The organism is Eubacterium maltosivorans, from assembly GCF_002441855.2.
Classification (GTDB): domain Bacteria; phylum Bacillota; class Clostridia; order Eubacteriales; family Eubacteriaceae; genus Eubacterium; species Eubacterium maltosivorans.
The window spans coordinates 3771021-3794539 of record NZ_CP029487.1; the positions used below are offsets into that span (position 1 = coordinate 3771021).

The 23519-nt window shown below is 46.8% G+C and carries 24 protein-coding genes and 5 tRNA genes; 20 read left to right on the forward strand and 9 right to left on the reverse strand.

The window, feature by feature from the left end:
• Nucleotides 1-9 precede the first annotated feature (9 nt).
• From gatC to CPZ25_RS17485, 11 genes are all read left to right on the forward strand, one after another.
• Nucleotides 10-297: an Asp-tRNA(Asn)/Glu-tRNA(Gln) amidotransferase subunit GatC gene (gatC, locus tag CPZ25_RS17435; protein WP_013379276.1), complete on the forward strand. Its 288-nt coding sequence runs from the start codon at nt 10-12 to the stop codon at nt 295-297.
• 10 nt (nt 298-307) lie between these two features.
• The gene (gene gatA / locus CPZ25_RS17440) at nt 308-1771 is read left to right on the forward strand and encodes an Asp-tRNA(Asn)/Glu-tRNA(Gln) amidotransferase subunit GatA (protein ID WP_096920050.1); all 1464 of its coding nucleotides are present in this window, start codon (nt 308-310) and stop codon (nt 1769-1771) included.
• Between the two features lie 17 nt (nt 1772-1788).
• Nucleotides 1789-3228, forward strand: a complete 1440-nt coding sequence (gene gatB, locus CPZ25_RS17445) for an Asp-tRNA(Asn)/Glu-tRNA(Gln) amidotransferase subunit GatB (protein WP_096920049.1) — start codon at nt 1789-1791, stop codon at nt 3226-3228.
• Between the two features lie 68 nt (nt 3229-3296).
• Nucleotides 3297-4019, forward strand: a complete 723-nt coding sequence (gene rph / locus CPZ25_RS17450) for a ribonuclease PH (RefSeq protein ID WP_058695618.1) — start codon at nt 3297-3299, stop codon at nt 4017-4019.
• Nucleotides 4020-4039: 20 nt separating this feature from the next.
• Entirely contained in the window at nt 4040-4639 is a 600-nt protein-coding gene (locus tag CPZ25_RS17455; RefSeq protein WP_096920334.1) for an XTP/dITP diphosphatase, read from the forward strand.
• A gap of 18 nt (nt 4640-4657) precedes the next feature.
• Nucleotides 4658-5143 carry a metallophosphoesterase family protein gene (locus tag CPZ25_RS17460; RefSeq protein WP_058695616.1) on the forward strand — a complete coding sequence of 162 codons (486 nt, stop codon included), beginning with the start codon at nt 4658-4660 and terminating at the stop codon, nt 5141-5143.
• Nucleotides 5144-5313: 170 nt separating this feature from the next.
• Nucleotides 5314-5387, forward strand: a tRNA-Gly gene (locus tag CPZ25_RS17465).
• Between the two features lie 13 nt (nt 5388-5400).
• Nucleotides 5401-5477 (forward strand) — tRNA-Arg (locus CPZ25_RS17470).
• A 20-nt stretch (nt 5478-5497) separates the two neighbouring features.
• Nucleotides 5498-5573, forward strand: a tRNA-His gene (locus tag CPZ25_RS17475).
• A 9-nt stretch (nt 5574-5582) separates the two neighbouring features.
• Nucleotides 5583-5658, forward strand: a tRNA-Gln gene (locus CPZ25_RS17480).
• Between the two features lie 46 nt (nt 5659-5704).
• A tRNA-Lys gene (locus tag CPZ25_RS17485) sits at nt 5705-5780 on the forward strand.
• Nucleotides 5781-5905: 125 nt separating this feature from the next.
• Here CPZ25_RS17485 and CPZ25_RS17490 read toward each other — a convergent pair.
• Both CPZ25_RS17490 and CPZ25_RS17495 read right to left on the reverse strand, forming a co-directional pair.
• Nucleotides 5906-6619, reverse strand: coding sequence for an ATP-binding protein (locus CPZ25_RS17490; RefSeq protein WP_096920048.1), 714 nt, complete (start codon nt 6617-6619; stop codon nt 5906-5908).
• An 81-nt stretch (nt 6620-6700) separates the two neighbouring features.
• The gene (locus CPZ25_RS17495; protein WP_058695614.1) at nt 6701-7300 is read right to left on the reverse strand and encodes a nitroreductase family protein; all 600 of its coding nucleotides are present in this window, start codon (nt 7298-7300) and stop codon (nt 6701-6703) included.
• 169 nt (nt 7301-7469) lie between these two features.
• Here CPZ25_RS17495 and CPZ25_RS17500 point away from each other — a divergent pair, with 169 nt between their 5' ends.
• Nucleotides 7470-7910 (forward strand): hypothetical protein, encoded by a 441-nt coding sequence (locus tag CPZ25_RS17500; protein ID WP_058695613.1) that lies wholly within the window; start codon nt 7470-7472, stop codon nt 7908-7910.
• Nucleotides 7911-7961: 51 nt separating this feature from the next.
• Here the strand turns inward: CPZ25_RS17500 and CPZ25_RS17505 are convergent, their stop codons facing one another.
• The 3 genes from CPZ25_RS17505 to CPZ25_RS17515 form a co-directional block, all read right to left on the reverse strand.
• Nucleotides 7962-8462 (reverse strand): hypothetical protein, encoded by a 501-nt coding sequence (locus CPZ25_RS17505; RefSeq protein WP_013379285.1) that lies wholly within the window; start codon nt 8460-8462, stop codon nt 7962-7964.
• Between the two features lie 166 nt (nt 8463-8628).
• A complete protein-coding gene (gene pyrE / locus CPZ25_RS17510) occupies nt 8629-9294 on the reverse strand; it encodes an orotate phosphoribosyltransferase (RefSeq protein ID WP_058695611.1) in 666 nt (221 codons plus the stop codon).
• A gap of 66 nt (nt 9295-9360) precedes the next feature.
• Nucleotides 9361-10455, reverse strand: coding sequence for a putative NPN-dependent ornithine cyclodeaminase (locus CPZ25_RS17515; RefSeq protein ID WP_058695610.1), 1095 nt, complete (start codon nt 10453-10455; stop codon nt 9361-9363).
• 335 nt (nt 10456-10790) lie between these two features.
• Between CPZ25_RS17515 and CPZ25_RS17520 the strand changes: the two genes are divergently transcribed.
• The 8 genes from CPZ25_RS17520 to CPZ25_RS17555 all read left to right on the forward strand — a co-directional run bounded on the left by CPZ25_RS17520 (nt 10791) and on the right by CPZ25_RS17555 (nt 17408).
• Complete coding sequence (locus CPZ25_RS17520) at nt 10791-11825, forward strand: methionine ABC transporter ATP-binding protein (RefSeq protein WP_058695609.1); 1035 nt, start codon at nt 10791-10793, stop codon at nt 11823-11825.
• On the forward strand, nt 11815-12474 hold the full coding sequence (locus tag CPZ25_RS17525; RefSeq protein ID WP_058695608.1) for a methionine ABC transporter permease: 660 nt from the start codon (nt 11815-11817) through the stop codon (nt 12472-12474). Before CPZ25_RS17520 ends, CPZ25_RS17525 begins: the two co-directional genes overlap by 11 nt.
• A gap of 20 nt (nt 12475-12494) precedes the next feature.
• Nucleotides 12495-13328, forward strand: a complete 834-nt coding sequence (locus tag CPZ25_RS17530; protein WP_058695607.1) for a MetQ/NlpA family ABC transporter substrate-binding protein — start codon at nt 12495-12497, stop codon at nt 13326-13328.
• 167 nt (nt 13329-13495) lie between these two features.
• The gene (locus tag CPZ25_RS17535; protein WP_096920047.1) at nt 13496-14350 is read left to right on the forward strand and encodes a shikimate dehydrogenase; all 855 of its coding nucleotides are present in this window, start codon (nt 13496-13498) and stop codon (nt 14348-14350) included.
• Nucleotides 14351-14363: 13 nt separating this feature from the next.
• Nucleotides 14364-14945, forward strand: coding sequence for an HDIG domain-containing metalloprotein (locus tag CPZ25_RS17540; protein ID WP_058695605.1), 582 nt, complete (start codon nt 14364-14366; stop codon nt 14943-14945).
• 91 nt (nt 14946-15036) lie between these two features.
• Nucleotides 15037-16089: a nicotinate-nucleotide--dimethylbenzimidazole phosphoribosyltransferase gene (gene cobT, locus CPZ25_RS17545; RefSeq protein ID WP_096920046.1), complete on the forward strand. Its 1053-nt coding sequence runs from the start codon at nt 15037-15039 to the stop codon at nt 16087-16089.
• 30 nt (nt 16090-16119) lie between these two features.
• Entirely contained in the window at nt 16120-16557 is a 438-nt protein-coding gene (locus tag CPZ25_RS17550) for an ACT domain-containing protein (RefSeq protein ID WP_096920045.1), read from the forward strand.
• A 197-nt stretch (nt 16558-16754) separates the two neighbouring features.
• Nucleotides 16755-17408, forward strand: coding sequence for a TetR/AcrR family transcriptional regulator (locus CPZ25_RS17555; protein WP_058695602.1), 654 nt, complete (start codon nt 16755-16757; stop codon nt 17406-17408).
• A gap of 61 nt (nt 17409-17469) precedes the next feature.
• On the opposite strand, the gene nudC is transcribed toward CPZ25_RS17555, so the two are convergent.
• From nudC to CPZ25_RS17575, 4 genes are all read right to left on the reverse strand, one after another.
• Nucleotides 17470-18297 carry an NAD(+) diphosphatase gene (gene nudC, locus CPZ25_RS17560; RefSeq protein WP_096920044.1) on the reverse strand — a complete coding sequence of 276 codons (828 nt, stop codon included), beginning with the start codon at nt 18295-18297 and terminating at the stop codon, nt 17470-17472.
• 217 nt (nt 18298-18514) lie between these two features.
• Entirely contained in the window at nt 18515-19933 is a 1419-nt protein-coding gene (gene gad / locus CPZ25_RS17565) for a glutamate decarboxylase (RefSeq protein ID WP_058695600.1), read from the reverse strand.
• A gap of 79 nt (nt 19934-20012) precedes the next feature.
• The gene (gene gadC, locus CPZ25_RS17570; RefSeq protein WP_058695599.1) at nt 20013-21650 is read right to left on the reverse strand and encodes a glutamate/gamma-aminobutyrate antiporter; all 1638 of its coding nucleotides are present in this window, start codon (nt 21648-21650) and stop codon (nt 20013-20015) included.
• Between the two features lie 192 nt (nt 21651-21842).
• Nucleotides 21843-23381 (reverse strand): sensor domain-containing diguanylate cyclase, encoded by a 1539-nt coding sequence (locus CPZ25_RS17575; RefSeq protein ID WP_058695598.1) that lies wholly within the window; start codon nt 23379-23381, stop codon nt 21843-21845.
• Nucleotides 23382-23519: the final 138 nt, after the last annotated feature.

Below are 23519 nucleotides of genomic sequence, written 5' to 3' on the forward strand. Positions count from 1 at the left end.
AATGAAATCATGAGTATTACCAGAGAAGAAGTTACCTATGTTGCGGATCTGGCCCGCCTTGAATTCACCGAAACGGAAACGGACCGTCTGGCGGATGAGCTGGGCGCAGTCCTTGATTATGCGGCGACTTTGAATAAATTAGATACATCAGACGTAAAACCCACAGAACATATTCTGCCGGTTCAGAACGTTTTTAGAAAAGATGAAGTGAAGCCTTCACTGCCAATTGAAAAAGTCCTGGCCAACGCGCCGGAATCAGAAGCCGGCTGCTTTAAAGTGCCGAGAGTTCTGGAATAGGAGGATCGAATTGGAATTATCACAATTGACTGTCCATGAGATCAATGGGCTTATTGAAAAGAAAGAAGTTTCCGTCAAAGAGGTCACCCAGGCAGCGGTCGATCGTATCGACGCAGTAGAGGATAAAATTGACGGCTATCTCTGCCTGACAACCGAGACAGCCATGAAAGAGGCTGAGGAGCTGGACGCGCTTATCGCAGAAGAAGGAAAGAAGGATGTGCTCGAGGGCATTCCCTACGCCTTAAAGGACAATATGTGTACCGACGGTATCCAGACCACCTGTGCGTCCAAAATTCTGGACGATTTTGTGCCGCCCTACAACGCAGAGGTCTATGACCGCCTGCTGGCCCAGAAGGGGATTTTGCTCGGAAAGGCCAATATGGATGAGTTTGCCATGGGCTCCTCCACAGAAAATTCCGCCTTCAAGGTAACCAAAAACCCCTGGGATCTCACACGCGTGCCCGGCGGCTCCAGCGGCGGCTCTGCAGTGGTGGTGGCCTCCGATATGGCTTACTACTCACTGGGCTCCGATACCGGTGGTTCGATCCGCCAGCCAGCGGCCTTCTGCGGCGTGGTTGGCATGAAACCGACCTACGGCCTGGTTTCCCGCTATGGCCTGGTGGCTTTCGCGTCTTCCTTAGACCAGATCGGTCCCTTTACCAAGGATGTTGAGGACTGCGCCATCGTGTTAAGTGCCATTGCAGGCCATGACCCCAAGGATTCAACCTCCCTTAAGGTTGATAAAAAGGACTATACACAGAACCTGAAGAATGGCGCCAAAGGCATGAAGATTGGCGTGGCACAGGCATTTATGGGCGAAGGCCTTCAGCCAGAGGTGCGCACAGCCATCGAAAGCGCCATTGACACCTACCGTGCCATGGGCGCAGAAATCGTGGATGTCTCCTTTGAGTATCTGGATTACGCTCTGTCCGCCTATTACCTGATCTCCTCCGCGGAAGCCAGCTCCAATCTGGCCCGCTACGACGGTATCCGTTATGGTGTCCGCGCCGAGGAATACGCAGACCTGGTAGACATGTACCGCAAAACCAGAACCCAGGGCTTTGGCGATGAGGTCAAACGCCGCATCATGCTGGGAACCTACGCCTTAAGCTCCGGTTATTACGACGCTTATTATAAAAAAGCCATGCAGGTTCGTACCCTGATCATGGATGACTTCAAAAATGTTTTTGATTCCTGTGATGTCCTGCTGACGCCAACCACGGCCAAGACCGCCTTTGGCATCGGCGAAAAGACCGGTAATCCGCTGGAAATGTACCTGACCGATATTTATACCGTTCCGGTGAACATCGCCGGAATTCCGGGAATTTCAATCCCCTGCGGCTTTGACAGTGACGGCATGCCTATCGGTATGCAGCTGCTGGGACCGGTACTGAGCGAAGAAAAGATTCTGCAGACAGCTTACGCCTTTGAACGTGAAACCGCGTTTAAAGACCAGAAGCCAAAGCTTGTATAGGCAAAGGAGGAATAAAGATGGAATATGATATTGTCATCGGGATGGAAATCCATGCTGAGTTAGCAACAAAATCTAAAATTTTCTGCTCCTGCTCTACCAAGTTCGGTGCAGATGAAAATACACATGCCTGCCCGGTGTGCCTTGGGATGCCCGGCGTACTGCCGGTACTCAATGAAAAGGTCGTTGAGTATGCCACGAGAGCCGGACTGGCCCTGAACTGCCATATTGCGAATTTCAGCAAAATGGACCGTAAAAATTACTTTTACCCTGACCTGCCAAAGGCCTATCAGACCTCTCAGTTTGATCTGCCCATCTGTACCGGCGGGGTTGTGGATATTGAAGTGGAAGGCGAAAAAAAGGAAATCGGCATTACCCGTATCCATATCGAGGAGGACGCCGGTAAGCTGCTCCATGAATCCGCAGATGGCACCCTGGTCGATGTTAACCGCTGTGGCGTGCCGCTCATCGAGATTGTTACTGAGCCGGATATCCGCGGTGCCGAGGAAGCTCGGGTTTTTGCGGAAAAAATCCGTAATATTTTGGAATATGTGGGCGTTTCCGACTGTAAAATGGAAGAAGGCTCCATTCGTTTCGACGTTAACCTTTCTGTCAAGGAAAAGGGCAGTGATGTGCTGGGAACCCGTACAGAGATGAAGAATCTGAACTCTTTCAGGGCTTTAGTGCGCGCAGTCCAGTACGAGAGCAAACGCCAGATTATCGAGCTTAAAAAAGGACACCGCATTATCCAGGAAACCCGCAAGTGGGACGACGTCAAGGGCGTCAGCTCCTCCATGAGAAGCAAGGAAGAAGCCCACGACTACCGCTATTTCCCGGAACCAGACCTGGTGCCCATTGTTATTACCGATGAGACCATTGAGCAGATCAAGTCTGAGCTGCCAGAGCTGCCGGAAGCCAAACGTGCCCGCTATGTGGCAGAGTACAAGCTGCCGGACTACGACGCCGGTGTCCTGACTGCCTCCAAGGTGACTGCGAAATTTTTTGAGGAAACCGTTGCGCTGTACGACGAACCCAAGCAGATTTCCAACTGGCTGATGGTGGATATTCCAGCTATGCTCAAGGAAAAAGAGCTGTCGATGGAAAACATTCCCTTTACCCCGGCACAGCTGGCTGAGTTGTTAAAGCTCATCAAGGACGGTACCATCAGCGGTACTATCGGCAAAAAGGTTCTGGTGAAGATGTTTGAAGAAGACAAAAACCCCAAGGCCATTGTGGAAGAAAATAACTGGGCTCAGATGAGTGATACCAGCGAGCTGGAAAGCATTATCGCCCAGATTATCGAAGACAACCCGAAATCCATCGAGGATATCGGAGCCGGGAATCAGAAGGCCTACGGATTCCTGACCGGCCAGGTCATGAAGGCAACCAAGGGACAAGCAAACCCACAGGTCGCCAACAAGATTATCCGCGAGCTGGTCGCCAGGAAACTGGAAAGCTGAATAATATGACAGAATACAACGGGCGGTCCTCAGATCGTCCGTTGTTGCGATTAACAAAGGAGAGAATTTTGAATCGAATTGACGGAAGAAGTAACGACGGCCTGAGGCCGGTGAGCATCACCCGGCATTTTACCAGAAACGCCCAGGGCGCGGTACTCATCGAGGTGGGAAATACCAAGGTTATCTGTACTGCCATGGTGGAGGATAAGGTACCGCCCTTTTTAAGAGGTGAAAAAAAAGGATGGGTCACCGCCGAATATGAAATGCTCCCAAGCTCCACAGGTTCTCGTAAGGGAAGAGACCGCAGCCGCGGCAAAATTGACGGCAGAACCGTTGAAATCCAGCGCTTAATTGGCAGAAGCCTGCGTTCTGTGATTGATATGGAGAAGCTTGGGGAACGGACAATATGGATTGATTGTGATGTGATCCAGGCCGACGGCGGCACCCGTACCGCGTCCATTACCGGTGCCTTTGTGGCTCTGTATGACGCAGTCACATGGCTCATGGAGGAAGAGGTCATTGATGAGTGGCCAATTAACGGATATGTGGCCGCCACCAGTGTCGGTATCAACCAGAACGAGCCCATTATGGATCTCTGCTATGAGGAGGATTCTACTGCAGAGGTCGATATGAACATTGTCATGACTGATAAAGGCGAGATCGTGGAGATCCAGGGAACTGGGGAGGAACGCCCCTTTACCCGGGATGAATTCCAGAAGCTCATGGCATTGGGAGAAGACGGCGTGTATAAACTGATTAACATTCAAAAAGAGGCGCTGGGAACACTTTAAGCGCCCGGAAAGGGACTATGATGAAAACCATCGTGCTTGCAACCGGAAATAAAGACAAGGCCCGGGAAATCAAGGCCATGCTGGATCATAAATTTGAAGTAAAGACCATGAAGGACATGGGCATTGACATTGAGATCATTGAGGACGGCGACACCTTTGAGGACAATGCCCTGATTAAGGTGAGGGCTATTCAGCCTTTTGTGAAGGATTCTGAAATGATCATTATGGGGGATGACTCTGGTCTGTCGGTGGACGCATTGGACGGCGCACCAGGAATCTATTCCGCCCGCTACGCAGGGGAGGATGTGACCTACCGCGATAACAATGAAAAGCTTTTAAAGGCCATGAAGGATGTGCCTGAGGAAAAACGCGGTGCCGAATTTGTCAGTGCGATCGCCATGATTTTACCGGACGGCCAGGAGCTGACCGTCAGAGGGACCGTTAGAGGCAGGATCGCCTTTGATTTTATGGGTGAAGAGGGCTTTGGTTACGACCCGCTTTTTATCGTGGAAGAGACAGGCAAAAGCTACGCGCAGATGGCACCAGAGGAAAAGAATGATATCAGCCACCGTGCCAGAGCTGTGGCGCGCGCAAAACAGATTTTAGAGAAATACCAGTAGCAGAAAGGAGAAGGGAACATGCGGATCGGATTAGTCAGTGACAGCCACGGCAATCTGGGCGACCTGGAACGCGCGGTCAGCCAGATGGGCAAGGTGGAGGCGATTTTTCATATGGGCGATTATGTGGACGACGCCCTGCAGATCAAACATTGGACATCGGTGCCGGTGTTTGCAGCCAAGGGCAATATGGATGTCTATTCCCAGAAGGGACATCTTTTTATCAAGACCGAGCTGGGCGGCAAGGTGATCCTGGCCTGTCACGGCCACACGCTCCATGTCAAAAATGAGTACAGCACCCTGCGCTATAAAGCACTGGAGGAAAACGCGGATATTGTGCTTTTCGGCCACACACATATCCCGATGATCGACCAGGACGACTGCCTTTTAATGATAAATCCCGGCAGTGTAGCCCTTCCTCATTTTGGCGGAGAAAAAACCTTTGGTATTTTGACCATTGAAGATGGAGGTGCAGACGGCGAGATTATTCCACTTATGCCAGAGTGAAATAGAGCGCTGTAAAAAATCATATGTTTTCATGCATTTTTGTGAAAAAAGTGTTGACATTCGTCTTTTTTTGCAGTATACTAACACTTGTCCTCAGCGAGAAAGTGCTGTGAGCAAGGCGATATCAACACTTTTTAACCAATGCGGACAACAATAAATTTTAGCAGTATGCGGGTGTAGCTCAGTGGTAGAGCCCTGGCCTTCCAAGCCAGTCGCGAGGGTCCGATTCCCTTCACCCGCTCCATTTATGCAAAATTGCGCCAATAGCTCAGTTGGATAGAGCAACGGCCTTCTAAGCCGTGTGCCCGGGGTTCGAATCCCTGTTGGCGCGCCATATCTTTTCCTTTAAACTTGGTGGACGTAGTTCAGTTGGTAGAGCGCCAGATTGTGGTTCTGGTTGTCGAGGGTTCGAGTCCCTTCGTCCACCCCATTTTTTTACAGGGGTATAGCCAAGTCGGTAAGGCACCAGACTTTGACTCTGGCATGCGTAGGTTCGAGTCCTGCTACCCCTGCCACTTTGTTATAGCAAGATGGAAAAGCCGTTAATGAAGGATAATACATGACCCATTAGCTCAGTTGGTAGAGCATCTGACTTTTAATCAGGGTGTCGGGCGTTCAAGTCGCCCATGGGTCACCATTTTAGAAAGTATAGCAGCTGTGAAACAGTTGCTTTTTTTATTTAAAGAACAAGCCAGGCGGCTTGAACGTTAAGAATGAAATCTGGCCCGTATCGTAGCGATACGGGCCAGATTATTTTTTATGTTAAATATTTAAAATTTTACCATCGGTCGATACCGTTGTGACCGACCAGGGAATAATCTTCCCGCTGCTTTTTAAAGCGGCTTTAACAGCATTGACAATGCCTCCGCAGCAGGGCACTTCCATTCTTACAACTGTCAGCGAACGGATATCGTTATTCGCCAGAATATCGGTCAGCTTATCTGCATAGTCCACATCGTCAAGCTTTGGACAGCCGATAAGGGTGATCCGGTTTTTAATGAATTCATTGTGAAAATCACCATAGGCGTAGGCTGTGCAGTCGGCAGCGATGAGCAGATCTGCATTGTCAAAATATGGAGCCTTTGGTGGCGCCAGCTTAATTTGCACAGGCCACTGGTTTAAGCGGGACTGGGCAGGGGTGGTACTGTGGTTTCCAGGCTCTGATTTTGCGTGGCGATCAATTTTACGCGAGGTCGTTCCCGGACAGCCGCAGGCCAGCGTTTTGGGCTGGACCTTTTCAGTTTCCATTTTAGCCTGTACAGCAGCTTCATCATAAGCGACCGCCTCCCGCTCCTCAAAGTGGATAGCGTCCTCAGGACACACTGGCAGGCAATCTCCTAGACCGTCGCAGTAATCGTCCCTTAACAGCGTGGCGACACCGTCGACCAGACCGATGGCCCCTTCGTGACAGGCGTCGACACACAGACCGCAGCCGTTACATTTTTCTTTATCAATTTTAATGATTTTACGTATCACAGTTATTCCTCCAGTTCAGGTGTTGACTATAGTATAGCATATTCACCGGAGGAATTCTGTTGCATCAGCAACAAATGTGATTTAATAGAAAACTTTTAAGCGTTCAGACAGAGGTTGGAAGTCCTTATCGCCAGGCATGGCAGTGGGTTCGCCAAAAGGCATCTGTGCTCTTAAACGCCAGGCGTCCGGAAGCTTCCATTCTTTTTTGACAGCTTCGTCGATGAGCGGATTATAGTGCTGAAGGTTTGCGCCGAGGCCTTCAATTTCCAGGGAATTCCATACTGAGAACTGAAGCATGCCGTTGGCCTGTTCTGCCCATACTGGGAAGTTATCTGCATATAGTGGGAATTGTTCGACCAGGCTGTCTGTAACGGTATCGTCAATAAAGTACAGGACGGTTCCGTGGCCGGCTTTAAAGCTGTTTACCTTGTCTTCGGTCGGCTGGAATTTGTTTGCCGGCACCTTCTTGCGCAGTGTCTCCATTACGATATCCCAGAGTTTGTCATGTTGCTCGCCAAAGAGTAAAACGACCTTTGAGCTCTGGCTGTTAAAAGCAGAGGGGGTATGCTTGATGGCATGGCCGATCACTTCCTCGATTTTATTGTCGGAGATGGGGCTTTTTTTGCTGATGGCATAGAAACTGCGGCGGTTTAAAATCGCGCTGTAAAAATCTTTTGACATAATATACGCTCCTTTTAATTTAAATTTATATACAAAATAATATTTTAGAATAATTATTATTTAAAAATATACCCGGTTTATAAAAAAAATAACATTTGGAGGAAAAAATATAATGTGATTTTAAAAAAATTGTGCTACAATTGGTCAGGAAAAATATGGAGGTGCAGCTATGGAAGCAGCAGGAAGAAAAGTTTTAAAGGTCGGCGGGATTTTAATGGCCATTATAGGCGTTTTTGGCGCTGTTATTGCCGTTTCCGGTATTATTGGCTACAATAATATGGATCCGTCCATGGCAGCGGATATGGAGAAAATCATGGGCGTTAGCATCAGAGACCTTTCGGTAAACCTGATGGTGAGTACAGTCGTCTGTGTTTTTGAGCTTGTGGTTGGAATTTTGGGCGTTGCTTTTTCTAAAAAAGCAGAAAAAGGTGCATTGTGCTTTATTCTCGGCATCATCATTATTATATTCCAGGTAGGCTCTGTCATTTACGGCAGCCTGCGAACCGGATTTACAGCGGATATGATCCTTACCCTGATAGCGGGGCTGATCATTCCTGGAGTTTATACCTTTGGTGCCTGGAAAAATATGCGGTCAGCACAGCAGGCATAAAAAAACGTCCCCAAAGGGACGTTTTTTTAAATAGAAATTGAACGGCTTGGTCTATGCCAGGTATTCTTCTTCCTGGTTATTGCGCATGGAGAACAGGAAGAACGGCTGAGTAATCGCAAAAATAATGCTGAGCACCAGGAATAAAACAGCGTTTTCTGGTTTATACATGCGGTACAGACGGTATAATGCGCCGTAATAATAAACGGCATAGGCGATCGGGAAGAGCCATCCAATGAATGGAATCATGGAAAGCAGCCCGCTCGCAAATGGCAGAAGCGGCAGGAACACATGGGCGTATGGAATCACCCATGAGCCAAAGGCGACCTTTTCGTTGATGATTTTACCCATCAGGTAAGTCTTAGCAATGGGAATCCATGCCAGCCAGGGGCTGTCGATACCACGGTTTTTAGCCATCTGGTATAAGCTGAGTGAATTGAAAACATAGCAGACGATACCAATGACTAAAATAATAACAAAGTAAGCAGCCAGAAAAGATAAAATAATAGCGGCAACACCCGCGTCTGTTGAAGAGTAATAAATACTGTCGGACATGTTGTCTCTCCTTTCATATATTTTAGAATACATCTAATTAAGTCCATTGTAGCACCTTATGTGAATGAAAGCAATATGATTTTAAAAAGAGTGACTCCTCTGGGATTTAACGTGACTTTAATGAACGGTATAATAAAAGCTCCGGAGGTTTCCGGAGCTTTTATTGTTAAATACCGTTTTTATCAAGATGATCTTCCATGCGTCTTTTCATTTCGTCATCAATCACGATTTTTCCGTCAATTTCGTAGTTGTAAAGATGAGCGATAATATCGCGTACAGTTACAATGGGGTAAGTGGTGATACCAAACGCTTCCTTGACTTCCTGGATTGCGCTCTTGTCATTGTTGCCCTTTTCCATCCGGTCAACGGAAATGATGAGCGCGGTTATGTCGACATCGGCAAGGCCCTTGAGCAGCGGTACACTCTCGCGGACTGAGGAGCCGGCAGTGATGACATCCTCGATGATGATGGCCTTATCGCCGTCCTGGGGCTTGTAGCCGATAATGCTGCCGCCTTCGCCGTGGTCCTTGGCTTCCTTGCGGTTAAAGCAGTAGGGAATGTTGACGCCGTGGTCTCTGTAAAGGGAAACGGCGGAAGTAATGACGAGCGGAATACCCTTGTAGGCAGGACCGTACATAAAATCCATTTCCCCGATGTTTTCCCCGATGCAGGCCGCGTAGTATTCGCCCAGCTTTGAAATCTGTTCAGCTGTTTTATAGTTGCCGGTATTGATGAAATAAGGTGTTTTACGGCCGCTTTTGGTCACGAAATCGCCAAAGGTCAAGACGCCGGAGCGCACCATAAAATCGATAAAGTCTTCTTTGTAACCCATAGTATCCTCCAGATAATTGTTTTCTAAATAAAATTATATACGATATCCGCTCAGGTGGCAAACAGTTTATCCGTTGCCAAGCAGATGACGTTCCAGATTCACGACAAAATCCTGGATATTGGTAATAAAGGATTCGCTGCTCAGGCTGCCGCGGTCCTTAAGCTTGTTCACGACAAATTCAGAGATGTCAACCGTGTAGAAGTAGACGGGCCGGACCACGCCGCCCACCAGCTGGTAGGAAGGGGTCATATTACCGGTTGCGATGGTGTGAAGCTGGGTCGCGAGGCAGATGACAGTGGTCGCTCTGCGCGTGTAGGCACGCATGGCGTCCTGAGCCTGATAGACGTCGGAATAGACGCCCGGCAGAGGGCCATCGTCGCGGATCGAGCCAGCCAGCACCATGGGAACGTCTTTTTTCAGACAAGCTTGGACAATGCCGTCGCGGATATTATAGTCACGGACCAGATTTTTAAGCGAGCCGGAGGAGCGGGCACGGTTAATGGTTTCGATATGATGGTAATGGCCATTTTTACAGCTGCATTTTGAATAAATATCCTGCCCCAGGGCTGTATGGAAAAAGCTTGCCTCCAGATCATGGGTTGCCAGGGCATTGCCGGCAAAAAGAGCGTCGACATAGCCGGATTTTATGAGTGACGACATGGCGTTGCGGGAATCGTAGTCGAAGGCAGCTGCCGGTCCCAGCACCCAGACCACGTAGCCATGGTCCTTTTCATAGCGAAGCAGGTCGTAAAGCCGGTCATAATCGCTGGAAAAGGCTGTTTCTCTGGAATTGTTCATTCGAAAGGCAAAGTTGTCTGTATTGTCCTGGAAGTTCCGGTTAAAAGCGTTTTGGTGAACATAAACGCCAGTTTCGCCGTTGTCGCTGCGGCCGATGACAACCGCGTCGCCTTTTTTGACGTTGCGGAATTCGACCGCGTGGGGAAGGCCGTCCTCGATGACGACAACACAGTCCATCCGGCTTTCACGGATCAGAATCCAGTGACCGTCGATCTTAAAATATTCAGGAAAAATGGAGGTTGCGTAAAAATTTTCAGGGACGACGCCGTCCTTGGGGGCTGGTTCGGTATGAACGTCTGGAGAGCCGGCGAAATGCTCAGTGTGAAAGTCAGGTGGGATATACTCAGGTAATTTAAACATAATTCTAATTCACTCCTAATTGATAGCCATAAAATAGTTTTCCTTTTAAAATCCATTATAGCACTTTAAAATCAGGGATTCAACGCAGGACAAAAGGCGCGGGCGAATATTTTTTGAAAAGTGTTGACAAAAGTAGAGAGGTACTTTATAATATAAAAGCATATAAAACATATATGAATAAATAAAAAATGAATTTTACAGGTTTTGCAGTTGAACGCTGTATACCTTGACAAAGGCTTTAAATCTAGAATATAATTGTAAAAGTGTATCCTTTCAATACCATATGAAAGAGTACGGAATTATATTTGAGAAATCAAGCTTTTTGAGAGGAGGTAGAAATGGAAACACCAATAAACGAACAGGCGCAGCCCATCATTGAGATCCGGTCTTTGGGAAAAACCTTCCATACAAAAAGTGGCGATGTGAAGGCTCTGGATGATATTAATATCACCATTCATAAAGGCGATATTTTTGGAATCATCGGTATGAGCGGCGCTGGAAAAAGCACGCTTGTGCGCTGTATGAACCTGCTGGAAAAACCAACGGAGGGCAGCGTTTTAGTCGACGGTGAGGATATTTCGGAAATATCGGAAAAGGATCTTCGGAAAGTACGTTATTCCATGGGGATGATCTTTCAGCAGTTCAACCTTTTGGAACAGCGGACTGCCGAAAAAAATATTTTATTTGCGCTTGAAATCGCGGGGTATGACAAGTCCAAGGCCAAAGGGCGCGCGGCGGAGCTTTTAGAGCTCGTCGGCCTCAGCGACCGGGCGCAGTCCTATCCTTCCCAGCTGTCTGGCGGGCAGAAGCAGCGTGTCGCTATCGCGCGTGCGCTGGCCAACAACCCGAAGGTACTGCTGTGTGACGAAGCCACCTCAGCCCTTGATCCCACCACCACACGGTCGATTCTTACGCTTCTAAAGGATATCAACAAACGTCTGGGCATTACCATTGTGGTGATCACCCATGAGATGAGCGTGGTGGAGGAAATATGCAGCCATGTGGCCATTATTGATAAGAGCCATATTGCTGAACAGGGAAGTGTGGAGGAGATTTTCACCAATCCCAAAACAGCCATTGCGAGAAGAATGATCTTTCCGGATGGCGAAAACCTCACTGGCCACGTCGGTCAAAATTGCTGCCGTATTGTTTTTGACGGAAGCTCCTCCTACGACCCGGTAGTGGCTAGGATGATTCTGGAATGTAAGGCGCTGGTCAACATTATGTATGCGGATATGAAAAATATCGACGGCATTGCCCGCGGGCAGATGGTCATTCAGCTGCCTGAGGACAGCACAACTGCCAGCAAGGTGCTAAACTATCTGAGATCCAATGGATTGACTGTGGAGGAGGTGCCGGACTATGTGGGATAGCACAATGATCAGTATGATCTGGTGGGGGCTGCTTCAGACCCTGTATATGACCCTGGCGTCAACCTTGATTTCTTATGTGCTGGGAATCCCGATGGGGGTTATTCTGGTGGCCTGTGACAAGGACGGTGTCAAGCCGCTGCCCATTGTTCATAAAATTTTAGACATTATCGTTAATATTACCCGTTCCATTCCGTTTTTAATCCTGCTGATCGCGGTTATCCCGATCACGCGCTTTATTACCGGTACCACCATCGGCTCCAACGCGACCATTGTGCCGCTGGTTATGGCGGCCGCGCCGTTTATCGCGCGTATGGTGGAATCCTCACTCCGTGAGGTGGATAAGGGATTGATTGAGGCATCGCTTTCGATGGGAGCCAGCCCCTTTCAGGTGATCTGCAAAGTGCTTCTGCCGGAAGCCAAGCCTTCGCTGATTGTGGGCGCGGCTATTTCAACCACCACCATTCTGGGCTACTCAGCCATGGCTGGTATTGTGGGCGGCGGCGGCCTCGGTGATATCGCCATTCGTTACGGGTATTACCGCTACGAAAACGGCGTGATGATTGTGACTGTTGTACTGCTGGTTCTGGTGGTTCAGGTATTCCAGGAAATTGGAATGAAGATCGCTGAAAAGCAGGATAAGAGAAAATAATTTCCAGGAGGAAAAGAAGGATGAAATTAAAAAAAGTATTATCTGTACTGGTAGCGTTAGGCCTTGTGACGGTTATGGCCGCAGGCTGCAGTTCTTCCGGCGGAGGATCAGCCTCTGGCTCGGATGATAAAACCATCGTGGTGGGCGCATCGCCGACCCCTCATGCTGAAATTTTAAAAGCAGCTGAAAATGTTCTGAAGGAAAAGGGCTATACCCTTGAAATCAAGGAATTTACCGATTACGTACAACCGAATATGACCCTTGAAAATAAAGAGCTGGATGCCAATTACTTCCAGCACAAGCCGTATCTGGATGATTTTAATCAGAAAAACAACACAAAGCTGGTATCAGCAGGAGCCATTCATTATGAACCATTGGGATTATATGCAGGCAAAACCAAAGCGCTTGCAGACCTGAAAGATGGTGCCACCATTGCAGTTCCAAATGATACAACCAATGAAGCGCGTGCTTTATTGCTGCTTGAAACCAATGGGTTAATCAAATTGAACCCGGATGCCGGCTTAGCCGCCACGCCAAAAGACATCACTGAAAATCCGAAGAACCTGAACATTCAGGAACTCGAAGCCGCACAGTTGGGCCGCTCCTTACAGGATGTCGATATGGCTGTCATCAACGGTAACTATGCATTGCAGGCAGATCTGAAGGTCTCTGATGCGCTGGCAAAAGAAGAAAAAGATTCTGTTGCCGCCCAGACCTACGCCAATGTTGTGGCAGTCCGCGAAGGCGATGAAAACTCTGACAAAACCAAAGCCTTAATGGAAGCCTTAAAGAGCGACGATGTGAAAAAATTCATCGAAGATACTTACCAGGGTTCTGTTGTATCAATTTTTTAAAGACCGAATCGAAACAGGAGACACGCCAAGTGCGGTCTCCTGTTTTTTATACGTTTTATTCAAAGAGTATCGCCGCGATACCCTTTGAACTTTATATAGTCCATCCTGTTTAGAAAATTTGTGCTATAATAGCAATAACGATTTTATAAAAGTGAGGAATAAGCGTGATGATAGAGATTACAGGAACAACACAATTGATTTGTCTGCTGGGAAGCCCTGTGGCCCACAGCGTGTCGCCGGCAATGCACAATATGGCCTTTTCACTTTTGGGGTTGGATTATGCCTACCTTGCCTTTGAGGCTGGCGAGACGCAGCTGGCAGAAGCTGTAAAGGGGCTGAAGCTTCTAAAAGCAAGGGGCTGGAACCTGACCATGCCAAACAAGACAAAAATGTGTGAGCTGGTCGATGAGCTCTCGCCGGCTTCACAGCTCATGGAGGCTGTAAACACTGTCGTCAACGACGAGGGCGTTTTAAAAGGCTATACAACCGACGGCAGTGGCTATATGCGGATGCTGCGTGAATATGATGTGGATGTTATCCATAAAAAGATGGTGCTCGCCGGAGCCGGCGGCGCGGCCCGGGCCATTGCCATACAGGCGGCGCTGGACGGTGTGGCAGAAATTGTGATCTTCAACCGAAGTCTGGATAAGGCAGTTAAAATTGCTGATGATATCAACAGTCATACAGACTGTTCGGCCTCGGCCTACAGTATTGCCGATACAGCCCAGCTTAGCAGAGCGCTAGAGGACGCCGCCTTATTTACCAATGCTACCCAGATTGGCATGGAGCCAAATCCTGGCCAGTCGGTAATTGAGGACAAAGGCCTGCTGCGCCCTGGTCTTGTGGTATCAGACATTGTTTACAACCCGAGAAAAACAAAGCTTTTAAAAATGGCTGAGGAACAGGGCTGTAAGACGGTTGGAGGCCTGGGTATGCTGCTCTGGCAGGGAGCAGATGCCTTTAAACTGTGGACCGGTCACGAAATGCCGGTATATGACGTCCAAAATAAATATTTTAAATAACAGGAGGCAGAAAATGTCAAAATCTTTAACCCGCGATGAAGCCCTGGAGCTTCTGAAGGAATACAATGAGAGCGATGCTCTGGTAAAGCATGGCCTGGCTGTGGAAGGTGTTATGCGTCATTTCGCCCGTAAATACGGTGAGGACGAAGAAAAATGGGGAATCGTTGGACTCCTGCATGACCTGGATTATGAAAAGTATCCGGATCAGCACTGTGTAAAGGTTCAGGAAATTATGCAGGAGCGCGACATCGACCCTGAAATCATCCGTGCAGTGGCCAGCCATGGTTATGGGATCTGTGTGGATATTGAGCCCCAGTCCCAGATGGAGAAGGTTCTCTACACCATTGATGAGCTGACGGGTCTGGTCAATGCTACCGCCATTATGCGGCCATCTAAAAGCGTGCTGGATCTGGAGACCAAGTCAGTTAAAAAGAAATTTAAGAGCAAAGGATTTGCCGCTGGTGTAGACCGTGAGATCATTAAAAAGGGCTGCGAACGCCTGGAGATGGATTTGGGAGATGTCATTGAGGAAGTTATCCTTGGGATGCGTGAGGTCTGCGATGCCATTGATCTCAGAGGCGATGTCGAAATTTAACCCGAATTTGCATGAAATCATCTTTTATCGCACAAGCGGTAATGCTATAATATTATAGTAGAAAAAGAAATTAACTTGAGAGGGAAATAAAATGAGTTTATTACAGGAAACCTTGGATAAAATCCAGAAAATTGATGAAACGGCCAAAAAGAAGTCAAGAGAACGCATCGACATTCTTTTAAAACCAGTGGGAAGTCTGGGTGTGCTGGAAAATATTGCTGAACAGCTCTCTGCCATTACCGGAGAAGTAATCCCGGATATTGAGAAAAAGGCAGTACTCTGCTTTGCAGGCGACCATGGCGTGTGTGACGAAGGTGTGTCGGCCGCTCCGCAGGTGTTTACAGAACTGATGACCCCGATGATCGCGGCTTACAGAACAGGCGTCGGCGTGCTCAGCCGCCTGGCGGGTGCCGATGTTTTTGTCTATGATGTCGGCATGATTCCAGACCTTCCGGCAGACTGTGATGCTGTGGATAAGAAAATCCGCCGCGGCACCGCCAACATGCGCAAGGAACCCGCAATGACCCGTGAAGAAGCGGTTAAGGCGCTGGAAATTGGTATTGAGGCCGCTAATGAAGCCATCGAAAAAGGCTATAAGGTCCTGGGAACAGGCGAAATGGGCATTGGAAACACAACTCCAAGCACCGCGATTTTTGCTGTTTTAGGCGATGTTGATCCAGAGAAAATTACCGGTGTCGGCGCTAACCTTTCAGAAGACCTGACAAAGAACAAAGCACAGGTTATCCGCGACGCCATCGCTTTAAACCAACCGGACAAAAACGACCCTGTCGATATCTTATCAAAGGTCGGCGGCCTGGAAATCGCGGCCATGACAGGCGTCATGCTCGCAGGCGCAGCCAATCATGTGCCGGTTGTGGTCGACGGCTATATTTCGACTGCATCCGCAGCCATCGCTATTGCTCTGAAACCAGAGGTCAAGGATTATCTGATCTGTTCACACGCTTCTGATGAAAAAGGCGCAAAATTTGGTTCGGAGTTATTGAATTTCGCACCGTTTTTACATATGGATATGCGCTTGGGCGAAGGCAGTGGGGCTGCGCTGGCCTTTTATCTGTTGGATGCCGCAGTTGCCATGAACCGTGATATGGCCACCTATGCAGATGTCAATATGGACGTTGTTTGAAAAGAAGAACAGAGACACAGGAGGTAGAATATGATCAGACAGGTATCTGTATTTATACAAAACAGAGAAGGCCGCCTGAGCGAAATGCTCAAGGTATTAAAGGCAGAAGATGTAAATATCCGTTCCTTAACCATAGCGGAAACCGCCGATTACGGCGTTGTCCGCCTAATTTTACAGAATACGGATAAAGGGTTGGACGCACTTAGAGAAGCGCATATTATGGCGAATGAAACAAATGTTATGGCGGTTGAGATTCCAGACCGTCCAGGCGGAATGAGCGATATGGTCGAGCTGCTGACAGAATGCGGCATTAATATCGAATATGCTTATTCCTTCCTGCCGCAGAACACCTCTAACGCCATCATTATTTTTAAAATTGATGAGGATGACGTTGAAAAGGTACGGGAAGCCTTTGACAGGGAACTCCATGCCAATCTTTTGGAGAGCGATGAACTGCTCATGAAATAAAAATAAAAACAGTGTTGCCTTCTTGGAGTCAACACTGTTTTTTATTAAGATAAAATCTCGTAAAATCAAAGCTTTCTTATTTTTTTATGGACTTTTTTTCAAAAAATAGATATAATAAAACCAATATCCAATTTTAATAGTGAATAAATAATTTTTACAGTAAACTCCACCCCAAATTAAAGAGAAAGGAACTGTTAATGGTAGCTAAATCAAAAAAAGGGACGCTCACCAAACAGAACATTATTAATGCAGCCAAGCAGCTTTTTTATGAAAATGGCTATAATAAAACAGGTATCCAGGATATAGCGGATTACGCTAATGTAAAGCTGGGAACAATCACATATTACTTTAAGAAAAAAGATGATATGATTTCTGATATTTACAATACCTTTTTTATGGCGCTCTATGATTATGTTTCTGAAGCGTCAGAAAAGGACTTGAACCTTTACACCAAGTATTGCTTTACACTGGTGCTGTATTACAATGCGATTCTATCCGACCCCCACAATACTTTGCTGTATTACGAGGTGCTGGTTAAAAACGTGGATAATGGCGGACGCCTGTCCATCACAAAAACGCTTAACCGCTCATGCCTTGATTTTTTAAACAAATCCTATACAGACGAGGACCTGGATGTTATTGCAATGGCTGAGTTTGGTTCCCGTAAAGAACTGTTCATCAATTACTATGAACGTGAGATTGAATTTGGAAAAGACCAGATGTGTTTTTATTTTGTAAAAACACTTTTCAGACTGATGGATCTGGACGGAGATATGATCCAGAACACCATCAATCAGGCCTTTGAGTTTCTAAGAAGTAAAAATCCGGAGCACATCCGGTTTCTGGTGTAAACAAAAACCAACCCGTATCGCTACGATACGGGTTGGTTTTTTATGATGACGGGCCGAGACTCTAGTAAAGGCCGTTTTTAAACTGGATCATCATTTCATTGGTGAGGCTGAAGCCATCAGCCTCGACCGGCATTGCATCACGCGTAAACCATTCGGCAACAGCCAGTTCGTTTTCATCCAAGGTGATGGTGTCGTCACCATCCAGGTCTGCAAAAAAGCCGAAAAGAAGAGAATCTGAAAAGGGCCATGGCTGGCTTTTGTAATAACGGAGGTTCTTCACCCTAAGGCCGACCTCCTCCATGACTTCGCGTTTGACGGTTTCCTCAATGGTCTCGCCAATCTCGGCAAAGCCGGCGAGCAGTGCGTATTTTTTAAAAGCCCGCCCGGCGTATTTGGACATGAGGATGCGGTCGCCGTTGGTCACCGCGACGATGACCGCAGGAGAAATTTTGGGGTATTCCAGATTGCCGCATTCCGGACAGTAGAGCATGCGCTCGTTGGCGGCGGGCTTCATGGGTTTGCCGCAGCGGCCGCAGAAACGGCGGTTTCGATACCAGTTATACAGCTGGTAGCCCACCAGCCCGGCATAGGTGAGGTAACGCGGGCGTGTGCGGCGCAGAGTCTGCATGTTTTCAAGGTAAAAATCCTCGTTAAAAGCGGCTTCAGGCGCTTCTGAAAGGTAGAAGGTATCTTCGCCGACAGAAAAAAGATAGGCATAGCGCCCGGCCATGTCCGGTGAAATATCCGAAAAGCGGGGAAAGGAAATGGCCTCACTGCTGTGCCTGAGAAGGATGTAATCATCCTTATACCATAAAATATAAGCATCCCCTTCCGGCGGGGCTGGTTCGTATTCATTTGCCAGCCGGTAAGGTTCAATGTCCTGTATCATGATCTTACTCCTTTGATGCTGTAAAATGGCGTAGGGCTGAGCCGCTGCGTCTGCTACTAACTATACCATAACAGCGCATGAACAACAATGCAGAAAGCCATTAAAAAACAACCCGTATCGTTACGATACGGGTTGCTGTGGATTACAGAAGTGGATAGGAGACACTTCTGTGCTATTGGTTAGGAGAGAAAAACATCAACAGATTTTGATGTTCTTATTAATGGGTAAAACCATATACACCCTTGTTGTTAACCTGGTCGCCGCCGTGTGGAAGAATGTGTGCTTCGTCCAGTTCCTTGATCGCGCGGTTCATGTCTTCCATGAGCAGAACGCCAAGCTGTTCGCTTAAGTCAGCACGGACAACGACTCTCTGGATAATATCGTCCTGTAAGTTTTCCGGCAGTGGATAAGCAGGTACCTGCCAGCCCTTCATACGGATACGGTCAGCAAGGTCATATAAGTTCCATTCTTTATTCGCGTCTTTTTTCATCTTCCAGCAGACGATTGGCAAGTTGGAGCCATCATTGTAGATTTCAAACAAACCGGTTTTTTCCAGTTCCTTAGAGATATACATGGCAACATCTCTGGTTCTTTCATGAATTTTCTTGTAGCCTTCATAGCCGTAGCGTAAGAAGTTGTAATACTGTCCAATGATCTGGCTTGCGGAACGTGAGAAGTTAATGGCCATTGTCGGCAGGCTGCCGCCTAAGTAGCTGACGCTGAAGATCAGTTCCTTCGGTAACCATTTTTCATCTCTCCATAATACCCAGCCAATACCAGGATATACCAAGCCGTATTTATGGCCGGAAGTATTGATGGAAACAACATTTTTGAGGCGGAAATCCCATTCCAGGTCTGGTTCAATAAATGGTGCAAACATGCCGCCGGAAGCACCATCGACATGGATGTAGATTGGGAATTTAGGGTTTTTCTGGTTGTAGTCTTCGACTAAAGCATCCAGAGCCTTGATATCGTCAAATTTACCAGTGTAGGTAATGCCCATGATACCGACGATACCAATGGTGTATTCATCAACAAAGTCCATAACAGTATCCATGTTCATACTCATATGCTGTTCATCCAGTGGTACGAGACGCATTTCAATGTCCCAGTACACACAGAATTTTTCCCAGCATACCTGATAACCAGAGGAGATAACCAAGTTTGGTTTTTTGGCTTTTACATCTAAGCCTTGCTTAATCGCGTTATTGCGCCATCTGAATTTCATCGCCATACCACCGAGCATACAAGCTTCGGAAGAACCTACGGTAGAGGTGCCTAAGAATTTTTCATCATCCGGTGCATGCCACAGATCAGCGATCATATTGACACAACGGTTTTCAAGTTCAGTTGTCTGAGGGTATTCAGATTTATCAATCGCATTTTTTTCAAGGGTTTCAGCCATGATCTTTGTAGCTTCTGGTTCCATGTAGGTCTGGCAGAAAGTAGAAAGGTTCAGCCTGGCACTTCCTTCGTCAAGTAAGTCATCTTTAATTAAGCGATATGCAACTTCCGGTTCAACAGGATCCTTGCGAAGTTTGTATTTTGGTAAGGGTTCATCACTTGCTTCTGTACCAAAAATTGGGGTTAAGTAACGGTCCTTTAATTTGTCCTGATCATCTTTTGAATATAACATTTTGATTACCTCCTAAAATGTTTGAATTAAATTTATTTATGTCAAGCCAATGATAATTGACGACACAGCGTGAAATAAGTTATTTTTTAGTGGACAGCTTGTCCGGTTTGTTTGTGTGATCGGTTTGCGCTGCGGCTGCGGCCTCCTGAGCTGGATCTGCAACGGGCGCCGTATCCTGATTCATGTAGTCTTCGGGATCAGGATTAATATGATGTTCACCACGGCCTCTCAAGCTGATAAAATTGAAGTGGCCTGGACGGTCTGCCATGGTAACATGCTGTGGTTCTTTAATCTTCTTACCCTTCTTATCATGCAGTGCGTAAATGATGAATGGAACAATAACAGCCAAGATGAAGCTGATCATCAGAACCGTTTCATATTTTCCATCGTTTGTCGCTGCAAGCTGAGATGGTGGGAAGAAAGAAATAATAAATGTAGCAACAGACATAATCAAGCCGATGCCTGCCAGAATGGTTTTACCGACTGTGCCGCCAGGTACCTGGTAAGCACGTTTAAGATCTTTGTGTTTGTAGACCAGAACGAAGTAGCCGATAAAGAAGAGAATATAACCAACCAGATAAAGCACAACGGTCAGTGAGATTGCAGTTAAGAATGAAATGTTTGCACCGCCGCCGCCAAAGGTCAGCACTGCTGCCCAGATTGTAACGATGGCACCTTGTACCATAATCAGTGGGACGGGAACATTGTGTTTGTTGACTTTTTTGAAAACACCAGGTAAGATACCCTTTTGTGCGGTTGTGTAGAGCCCTCTTGAGGGGCCGACGACCCAGGCGCTTACTTCGCCCATAACACCGACAGCGATCATGCAGGCAATAATTTTGACCAGCCATCCAAGATGTGGATTAACATGATTCATCAAAGCGGCGAAGGCTTGGACAACACCGGAGTTCATGCTTAATTCGCTTGCCGGAACAGAAGCTGCAACAGCCATACCACCGATGGTGTTTAATATAATGGCCATAATAACCAGCATAAACATGGCCAACGGATAGTTCTTGTTGGCATTTTGGAGCTCATTGACATGTGAAGCGGAGGCTTCAACACCCATAAAGGCCAGAACGAAAGAAGCGAAAATTACCAGCGTATTGATCTTAGAAAAATCAGGAATAAATGCTTTTGCGCTGATTTCGACATTCAGCGGACCGCCGGTTGTAAAATAAGCAATCGCCAGACCGAAGAGAATAATGGCCGGAATAATGATCCCGACAATCAGGCCGACTTTAGAAATAATCGCGGTGTACTTGGTCCCGCCGAGCTGAGAGAAGGTCAAAGCCCAGAAGACGACTAACACGCCAATAAACTGTATGGTTGGATTACTGCTGAGTGCAGGGAAGTCAAACACATACGAAAATGCGCCGAGGATGAAATAAATCATGGTGACAAAACCGACGGTTATTTGGAACCATTGAAAAAAGATTGCGGCAAAACCCCATCGTTCACCAAGTGTATTTCCGACCCAGGCAAAAATACCACCGTCCTGCCAGCCGTCGACCGTCGCCATTTCAGCGGCGCAGAGAGCAACAGGAATGAACCATAAAAATCCACCAAGTAATAAGAAAAATACAAGTTGGAAACCAGATGATGCAAAGGTTGGATATTCATAGACCGTCATAACCATTGAAGCAGTGATGGCAAAGAAGCCAAACAAGGTTAAGGTCTTTTTAGGTCCAGTGCTTTGCGAATTTGGTTTATTCATGTGAGAAACACCTCCTAAAAAATGTTCTTTTGGTTTACGGTTAATTACTTACCCGGCAAAATTTTGATTTAAACAAAAAAGAAGAAAAAAGTAAAAATAAAAATTTTTGTTTTAAGAATGACTGAAAAACGACAAAGATCCTTAAAAATCGCATTCAAGGCGATTTTTAAGGATCTTTTTGGGTAATTCGTCTCAATCTTCATGAAACAAATCAGATTCTTTTTCATAGATGGCATAAGCGGAGGTCTCATCATGCTTGGCGTCATACATGGCCTCGTCTGCCTGACGTATCCATTGGCTTCGGTTGATAGTATCGTCCTTGAGAAAGGTGATCCCCAAACTGGCAGAGAGGTTGACAGGGTGTTCCCTCAGATTTTTAATATTTTCAATATTGCGGAGAATGCTTTCCGCTAAATCCACAACGTCCTTTGGATTCGAATAGTTATTGATAAATACCAGAAATTCATCACCGCCCAGACGGGCTGGGAAAACATTATCGCTGGCAATGCCCTTTAAAATCTTGGCGACAGCATTGAGCGCGGCGTCGCCCATATGATGTCCAAAGGTATCGTTAATGGTTTTAAAACCATTGAGGTCAAAAAGAAAAAGAGCCTGATTATTGTATTTTCTAAAAAGTGTATCCATTGTGTGATAAATCGATTTGCGGTTCGGAATGTTGGTCAGTCCGTCAATATAGGCCGATTTCTTTAAAAGCTCATTAGTTTTTACCAGCTCATGCTTGCTGATTTCAAGAGTTTCAGTCATCTGATTAATATTGTCGGCTAACTCATGGAATTCATCGTCCCCTGGAATTTCACAGCGTACAGAAAAGTTTTCATGCTGAATCTGCTTAATCTTTTCATTCAGATAGGTAAGAGGGTTCGTAATGGTTTTTGCAAGCTGAACGCCAATAAACAGAGCGACCAGCGTGATTGTCAGCGTTGTGAGCAGCAACATGGTCTGTAGGGTATTAGCTTCTTTAAACACTTCCGTTTGTGTCATGCAGACAACGACAACCCAGCCTGAGGTAGGAATCTTTTCGTAATTGGCAATAACAGGAGTGCCGTCATAGTTATAGGTGAAAAATCCTGTGTTGCTCTTTAAGCGGTTGTTTTCAACATCGGAGATGAACTTCTTCAGGTCAGCGTCATTGTTAAGGGCGTTTTTCTGGCTGTCCTCAGAGGAGAGACCTTCTTCCATAATCGTAGAAAGCTGCTTTGCCTTGGAGTCCAGAATATAGACATAGCCGCTGTCACCCACCTTGCGTTGGCTGATCTGCTGGTTAATACTCCCAATACTGACATTGCGGTTTAAAATCCCGATGGGTCTTTGAGAAGCATCATAAATTTTTATCGCCAATGAAAGGCATTTGTTGCCATTCGATGGCGTGTCCACAACTTCGTTGTAAGAATCCTTGTTTTGTTCAATCAATGTCTTGAACATGTTAGAATCCCTTACGTTTGTCCCTTGATAGTTAGGGTCCGATGAAGCAATAACATTCCCGGTCAGGTCGATGATTGAATTACGATTGACAACGCTGTTGGTTTTGGTACTGATGTTTAGGAGCTGCTGCGCCGGCTCCAGGAGCTCAGGATCTGAAGGGTTACTCAAACTCTGGGCGAAAGCAGGGATCTGCGCTGTGAACGCCAGATCATCCATTTGTGTTTTGTAAAACTCTTCCAGATAGTTGGCGATGGATTCAGAAACATCCGACAGGGCTTGCTTTCGCATTTCCAAAGAACTTCTTGACATATAAATGCTTATAATGGAAGATAATATTAAAAGCGGTATCACCACTAACAGAATCATTAAAAGGGGGAGCTTTCTCTTTACTTTCAAAATATGTGTCACCTCCAGGAGATTTCTACC

Coding starts and splice junctions, on each gene's coding strand:
- CPZ25_RS17520 (WP_058695609.1), top strand. CDS start 10,791: ATGGAAACACCAATAAACGAACAGGCGCAGCCCATCATTGAGATCCGG.
- CPZ25_RS17460 (WP_058695616.1), top strand. CDS start 4,658: ATGCGGATCGGATTAGTCAGTGACAGCCACGGCAATCTGGGCGACCTG.
- CPZ25_RS17535 (WP_096920047.1), top strand. CDS start 13,496: ATGATAGAGATTACAGGAACAACACAATTGATTTGTCTGCTGGGAAGC.
- CPZ25_RS17540 (WP_058695605.1), top strand. CDS start 14,364: ATGTCAAAATCTTTAACCCGCGATGAAGCCCTGGAGCTTCTGAAGGAA.
- CPZ25_RS17530 (WP_058695607.1), top strand. CDS start 12,495: ATGAAATTAAAAAAAGTATTATCTGTACTGGTAGCGTTAGGCCTTGTG.
- CPZ25_RS17575 (WP_058695598.1), bottom strand. CDS start 23,381: ATGCGAAAGCAAGCCCTGTCGGATGTTTCTGAATCCATCGCCAACTAT.
- gatB (WP_096920049.1), top strand. CDS start 1,789: ATGGAATATGATATTGTCATCGGGATGGAAATCCATGCTGAGTTAGCA.
- CPZ25_RS17525 (WP_058695608.1), top strand. CDS start 11,815: ATGTGGGATAGCACAATGATCAGTATGATCTGGTGGGGGCTGCTTCAG.
- cobT (WP_096920046.1), top strand. CDS start 15,037: ATGAGTTTATTACAGGAAACCTTGGATAAAATCCAGAAAATTGATGAA.
- gatC (WP_013379276.1), top strand. CDS start 10: ATGAGTATTACCAGAGAAGAAGTTACCTATGTTGCGGATCTGGCCCGC.
- CPZ25_RS17550 (WP_096920045.1), top strand. CDS start 16,120: ATGATCAGACAGGTATCTGTATTTATACAAAACAGAGAAGGCCGCCTG.
- CPZ25_RS17500 (WP_058695613.1), top strand. CDS start 7,470: ATGGAAGCAGCAGGAAGAAAAGTTTTAAAGGTCGGCGGGATTTTAATG.
- CPZ25_RS17495 (WP_058695614.1), bottom strand. CDS start 7,300: ATGTCAAAAGATTTTTACAGCGCGATTTTAAACCGCCGCAGTTTCTAT.
- nudC (WP_096920044.1), bottom strand. CDS start 18,297: ATGATACAGGACATTGAACCTTACCGGCTGGCAAATGAATACGAACCA.
- CPZ25_RS17555 (WP_058695602.1), top strand. CDS start 16,755: ATGGTAGCTAAATCAAAAAAAGGGACGCTCACCAAACAGAACATTATT.
- CPZ25_RS17455 (WP_096920334.1), top strand. CDS start 4,040: ATGAAAACCATCGTGCTTGCAACCGGAAATAAAGACAAGGCCCGGGAA.
- gad (WP_058695600.1), bottom strand. CDS start 19,933: ATGTTATATTCAAAAGATGATCAGGACAAATTAAAGGACCGTTACTTA.
- CPZ25_RS17505 (WP_013379285.1), bottom strand. CDS start 8,462: ATGTCCGACAGTATTTATTACTCTTCAACAGACGCGGGTGTTGCCGCT.
- gadC (WP_058695599.1), bottom strand. CDS start 21,650: ATGAATAAACCAAATTCGCAAAGCACTGGACCTAAAAAGACCTTAACC.
- pyrE (WP_058695611.1), bottom strand. CDS start 9,294: ATGGGTTACAAAGAAGACTTTATCGATTTTATGGTGCGCTCCGGCGTC.